The sequence below is a fragment of the Frankia tisae genome (assembly GCF_025403405.1).
Lineage (GTDB): Bacteria > Actinomycetota > Actinomycetes > Frankiales > Frankiaceae > Frankia > Frankia tisai.
Window position 1 is genome coordinate 1 of sequence record NZ_JANEZT010000796.1, and the last position, 477, is coordinate 477.

Consider the following 477-nt stretch of genomic DNA (forward strand, 5'->3'; position numbering starts at 1 on the left):
GAACAGTTGTCATTAAAGATGGCAAAATTGTATATGCTGGAACACATACAGATGACTACGATGCGACTGAGACGATTGATGCTAGTGGGAAGGTAGTGTCCCCAGCATTAGTAGATGCACATACACATTTAACATTTGGTGGATCTCGAGAACATGAGATGTCATTAAAACGTCAAGGTAAGTCTTACCTTGAAATATTAGAAATGGGTGGTGGCATATTATCTACCGTTAATGCTACTAGAGAAACATCCGAAGATGACTTGTTTAAAAAAGCAGAGCATGATTTGCTTACTATGATTAAACACGGCGTGCTTGCAGTTGAAAGTAAGAGTGGTTATGGATTAGATAGAGAAAATGAACTGAAGCAATTGAAAGTGTCTAATCGTTTAGCTGAGAAATATGATTTAGACATGAAACATACTTTCCTAGGGCCTCATGCTGTACCTAAAGAGGCAAGTTCAAATGAGACATTTTTAG

General features: G+C 37.7%; 1 protein-coding gene. It reads left to right on the forward strand.

The genetic code is table 11. The annotated features are described in order from the left end of the window. The coding region (locus NBZ85_RS34215; RefSeq protein ID WP_498041289.1) for an amidohydrolase family protein at positions 1–477 on the forward strand (477 nt) is incomplete at both ends.